Origin of the sequence: Hymenobacter sp. AT01-02, from assembly GCF_000961955.2 — a bacterium.
In the GTDB taxonomy this organism is placed as follows: Bacteria; Bacteroidota; Bacteroidia; order Cytophagales; family Hymenobacteraceae; genus Hymenobacter; species Hymenobacter mucosus.
Map to the genome: position 1 here is coordinate 1 of NZ_JZIR02000220.1, position 4,761 is coordinate 4,761.

Below are 4,761 nucleotides of genomic sequence, written 5' to 3' on the forward strand. Positions count from 1 at the left end.
TACTGCGTTCCGTACTACTATCGATCCGGCACCGTCCCTTGTAGCATCGTTATCTCTACTACCGAGTTGAGGCGAGTCTTATTGCTAGGTAGTATGAACTACCGGTCGCCTGCTTTTACACCCCTTGCTGACTTTAAAAACAATACCTAGTTCTTCTTACTAGCAGGATGCTTTGATCCATTCCTTGAGCGGGGTAAAGGGCTCCGTTGCTATTTCGTTAGCCAAGTGAACTTGCGCTTCGGAATTGGGACCCATATACGTGTACGCCTCCATATAGCCTAGCAACTGCGCCACGGCTTCTGCGCCCTCAAAGAAGTGAGTAAATGCCTCGGCCGGAACCTGGTAAAACGTATAGTCTTTCCCGTTGGCCTTGAACGCCGCCACAACATCATGGAAGCTGTTTACTTCAGCGGCCAGGGATAAGTACGTTCCATTTCCTACCTTCTCGGGGTGTAAAAACGCGCCGGCGACCACCTTTCCCAAATCATGTATGTCTGCCATGTGCAGGACTTTCTTGGTTGGTCAATAGGCAAGGTCGAGCCGATAGAGCCATCCTGTTGCTGCTGTGGGGCCGTGTGACCGTGGAAGTTTTGAAAGTAAAAAGGCGGCTGCACGAAGGTATACTGCGCAAATCCCGCATTTTTAACCACCTCATCAACGGTTGCTTTTCCCGTAAACTGAGGAACGGTAAACTGCCCGTCACTGATTTTCTCCACGTTTGGCAGCGTGGACCAAATGAAGTGCTGCACCTGCGCGTTTTGGGCGGCTTCAACCGCCAGGGTCCCTTGTGCTAGCTCATCGGCTCCTTCCCAGAAGTTAGTGACCACAAATACCCCGTGCGCACCCCTGAAGGCATTGGTCATCGATGTAAGGTCCGTCAAATCCCCCTGCACTACTTCGTGCGCCTTGCCTTGATAGGTAGTAGGGTTTCGGGTAACGGCCCGAATGGTGAAAGACCCCTCCTTCACTAGTGCATTGACAACGCCCGTTCCCTGCAGACCAGTCGCGCCGACTACGGCAATTATTTTTTTTTCCACCTTGGTTGTTTTTAAAGAGTACCAGTGCCACAAAGGTGGAAGAGCTAGCCTGCGGTAGCCTATAAGGTAGCTTAAGAAAGAGGCTTAAGATAACTTAAGAGCCGACCATCTTTTTCCGAATAGTGCTCAGAAATTCGGGCGTTACCCCCAGATAGGAGGCAATTTGCACGTTCGATACCCGCTGCAGGAATTGCGGATATCGTTTCAAAAAGTCGAGATACCGCTCCTCAGCAGTGAAGCTGATGTTTTGCAGGATTCTTCGATGCGCATTAACTAGTGCGTTTTCCGTAAGGGTCCGAAAAATCCGGTTAAACGTGAGGCTATCATCAAAAAACTTGCTCTGGTCTTCTTTCTTTAATTGCAGGACGGTCGAATGTTCCAACGCTTCTATGTAGAGGCTACTCGGCTCTGCTGCGTAGAAACTGGCAATGTCCGTTATCCACCAGTTTTCGATGGCAAACTGTAGCGTATGTTCTTTGCCTTTCTCGTCTACTAAGTACATTCCTAAAACAGCCCGCCACTACGAACGTGTGGTGCTTGCATACGTCCCCTTTCTGCAGAATAAAATGCCTTCGTTTAACCTTTCGCTCCTGGAAAGCTGCTGCTACGATAGACTTTTCTGCTTCCGTTAAGGGAAGAACATGTTCGAAATAGTCTAGTAGGGGTTTTGTCGTCATTTGTCAAATTCGCTACAACCAGGAAATAACGGAAGGCCAGCTGTGACGTACGCTTCCGTCCGCGGCCAATTAGCGCAGGCACTAGCTCGTCCGAGAGCTCACGCTGGCCTGCGAAGTGCAATGAGACGGGTGAACCTAGTGGACCGCACAAAGTAGATAATCCGTCACATCGTGAGCAACCGTTTGGAATAAATAAGGTTGTTCAGCGCCTAGGCATCTCCAACGTCACGCTCTACACATACCTGCGCCATCGAGGCATTGTCATTCACAATCATCGTATAGCCGCCGCAGCCAAGTCGACCGATTGAGCCTTGTACCTACCTGTTACTCAAATTCCTTAACGTGCTAGTTTGTCCATTTTCTGACATTACATCTTCGCAGAGTCTGTGGTTATTATTCTTTGTAAGGGGTGATAACGTAAGTGCTATCGAGTTGCCTTTTGGTGAACCGGTTATTTGCAAACTGTAGCATGTAGTGCGCAGTTGTGGTACCTACTAGCCACTCGGAGTCCTTTCCTGCTTTCGTATCAGGCTTTTCAATCATTTCACTAGCTACGGTTTGTTGGCGAAACGTGGATGAGGTCTGTTGTACTGACGTGAACTCATCGATAGCCCCTGCTCCATCGTAGTGGAACGCCAGTACTACATTCGTAAGCCATCGGTTTTCAAGTGTGAATAGGAGCAGGTGCAACTTGCCTGAGATACCGTCAAAATCTGATATAGCTGCTACGACTTCAGCACGGTTAAGCCCTAGTGCAAACGTGCGATAGCGGTAATAAATGGTTGCCCTATCAAAGTCGGCACTCCCGGTCATAATGTGCTTTATGAGCGTGCTGTCGGCGCGCAGGGAGAGTCCGTAAACTGTCTAGAAAAGAGGCGTTATCGAGCCGTGCAAGCTGATAGCTGACAGGCTGAAAAGGCATAGTCGGAGCTGGCGCAATTGTCGTGGCGTGCTCTGCCTGTTGTTGGGTACACGAACCGGCTGCAAACAGCAGGAAGCCAAAAAAGTAAAGGTGCTTGGCCTAATGATAAAGCGAAGCAACATTGTGTTTCATACGGAGGTATTGAGGTAGAAGGCCTGTGGCACGATCATACGACAGCCATCTTACTTTTAAATATTTGACTCCTTTCAGTGAACGCCTGGCAACTGGCCGGCACTCGATAGCTAACCGGCCCTGGTGGTAGGAATGAGTTAACGAGAGCCTGGTCCCCAGTAAAGTACCAAGCCGAGCGCAGCGACCAGCAAAGGCGAAACCTAGTACTTTTCCTGGTTGGCGCGTATAACTTCAATTATGTTACTGACTGAAGGGTAGAAAACCCTGCCATTACTCAATATCCTTCAGTCTATGTTTTTTCTATGTATTTTAACCCTTTTCCCTTCTACGGAACCGTCTCACTTCCTGAAGTGCTTACAACAAGTTATTCATTGGACAAGACAGCGTGCTACCGCCAGTGAAGAGGTGATTGGAAACTACGGAACGCTGTTTCGGCAATTTAATCCACTGGTAGATGATCGACCATTGTACACGCTTGACCAAGGCTATACCACGTGGAATGTGGATCCTTATCACGTAGCGTATTTTACCCAAGTCCTCCACATGGCCCTACAGCAGCGGACCCAACTCGTTGGCCAGCCAACCGCTCCTATGGTCGATCTTTCACGTTTGGGACGTATTCTATGTTTCTCAACCCTGCTCACTACGCATGACGGCATCACGCTTGCAGAAAGTAATTGCTTTCTGGATGAAAGCGATGTACCACCAATTGACACGTGGTATTATCTGGAGAACAATTTCTTAGACGCAGAGCGGCCAATGTTGTTTTGCTGGATTCCCAAGCCCTTTGAGCCATTGATGGAAGCGGCCACGCAGGTCGAAATGATGCAGAGCTACGTGTGGTTAGACGTAGCGGCCCCGCACTTCTACCATCAACTTCTAGCCAAGCTGCCCCACCTGTAAGCATTGTCTCATGTCCGAAAGCAATATCATAAATCCCGCAAGGACCATCCTAAAAGAAGAAAAAGTGTAAGCCAATACCTAGGGTAGTAGTTGAATTATATTACAGAATAGAGCACAGAAAAGCCATTAGCATCGCGCCAATGGCTTTTCTGTGCTTTGTGCAATTACTTAAGTCAATATCTAAAACGTGCGTTGGCGACGATACAGCAAGGGAGTGGTTGCCCAACTGAATGGTTATTAGCCTAAATCTGGCCCATGCCGCCATCCACAAATAGCTCGACTCCATTCACGAAGCTAGCCTCAGCACAAGCCAAGAACAGGACGGCGGTAGCAACCTCCTGCGGACGACCCATTTCACCACGCGGAATCAGGGGAGCGATTTGCGCCTTAAAATCTGAGCCAGAAGCGGCCATTAGAGGTGTATCTATAGCGCCCGGACTCAGCAGGTTGACCCGAATGTGGCGATCCTGCAAGTCCACCAGCCAGCCCCGAACGAAGGCCCGGAGCGCGGCTTTACTGGCGCTGTACACGCTGTTGGCGGCATACCCTTTGATGGAGGCTATCGACCCATTGAGCACAATGGCGCCTCCCGCCGCGAACAAGGGCAAGGCTTTTTGCACCGTGAAGAGCGTACCGCGTACGTTCAGGTCAAAGATGGAATCGAAGAAGTCTTCGGTAATCTCCCCCAGTTTGCCAAAGCCGGCCGCCCCTGCACTGGCGAACAACACGTCAATTTTGCCTTTTTCCTGCTGCACCGTCTCATATAGGCGGTCAAGGTCGGCTAGGTTGGCCGCGTCGCCCAGCACCCCCGTCACGTTGCGGCCGATGATTCGCAAGGCTTCGTCGAGCTTCTCCTGAGTACGGCCGGTGATGAAGACGTAGGCTCCCTGGTCCACGAATAATTTGGCGGTGGCCAGCGCCATCCCCGACGTCCCCCCCGTAATAACCGCTACTTTTCCCGTGAGCTTTTCCATGATTTCCGGTTGCTTGTTTGCATTATTCACGGTGCAAAACTCCGCCGCGTGACCAGACGCGGGCAAGTACGGAGGAAGTTATTCAGCACCCGATACTTTTCGCGCATAGGGCGGTT

Annotated in this window: 4 protein-coding genes and 1 pseudogene; 1 reads left to right on the forward strand and 4 read right to left on the reverse strand. The window is 50.3% G+C overall.

Annotated features, from left to right (window positions below):
* Window positions 1-159: 159 nt before the first annotated feature.
* The 3 genes and pseudogenes from VI25_RS28075 to VI25_RS22580 form a co-directional block, all read right to left on the reverse strand.
* Window positions 160-1,037, reverse strand: a pseudogene (locus VI25_RS28075) (NmrA/HSCARG family protein).
* A gap of 94 nt (window positions 1,038-1,131) precedes the next feature.
* Window positions 1,132-1,539: a Crp/Fnr family transcriptional regulator gene (locus tag VI25_RS22575; RefSeq protein ID WP_052695698.1), complete on the reverse strand. Its 408-nt coding sequence runs from the start codon at window positions 1,537-1,539 to the stop codon at window positions 1,132-1,134.
* Between the two features lie 568 nt (window positions 1,540-2,107).
* The gene (locus VI25_RS22580) at window positions 2,108-2,527 is read right to left on the reverse strand and encodes a hypothetical protein (RefSeq protein ID WP_055562946.1); all 420 of its coding nucleotides are present in this window, start codon (window positions 2,525-2,527) and stop codon (window positions 2,108-2,110) included.
* 646 nt (window positions 2,528-3,173) lie between these two features.
* Between VI25_RS22580 and VI25_RS22585 the strand changes: the two genes are divergently transcribed.
* Window positions 3,174-3,671, forward strand: coding sequence for a hypothetical protein (locus tag VI25_RS22585; RefSeq protein WP_152981792.1), 498 nt, complete (start codon window positions 3,174-3,176; stop codon window positions 3,669-3,671).
* A 242-nt stretch (window positions 3,672-3,913) separates the two neighbouring features.
* Here VI25_RS22585 and VI25_RS22590 read toward each other — a convergent pair whose 3' ends face one another.
* Entirely contained in the window at window positions 3,914-4,711 is a 798-nt protein-coding gene (locus tag VI25_RS22590; protein WP_201783390.1) for an SDR family NAD(P)-dependent oxidoreductase, read from the reverse strand.
* Between the last annotated feature and the right edge of the window lie 50 nt (window positions 4,712-4,761).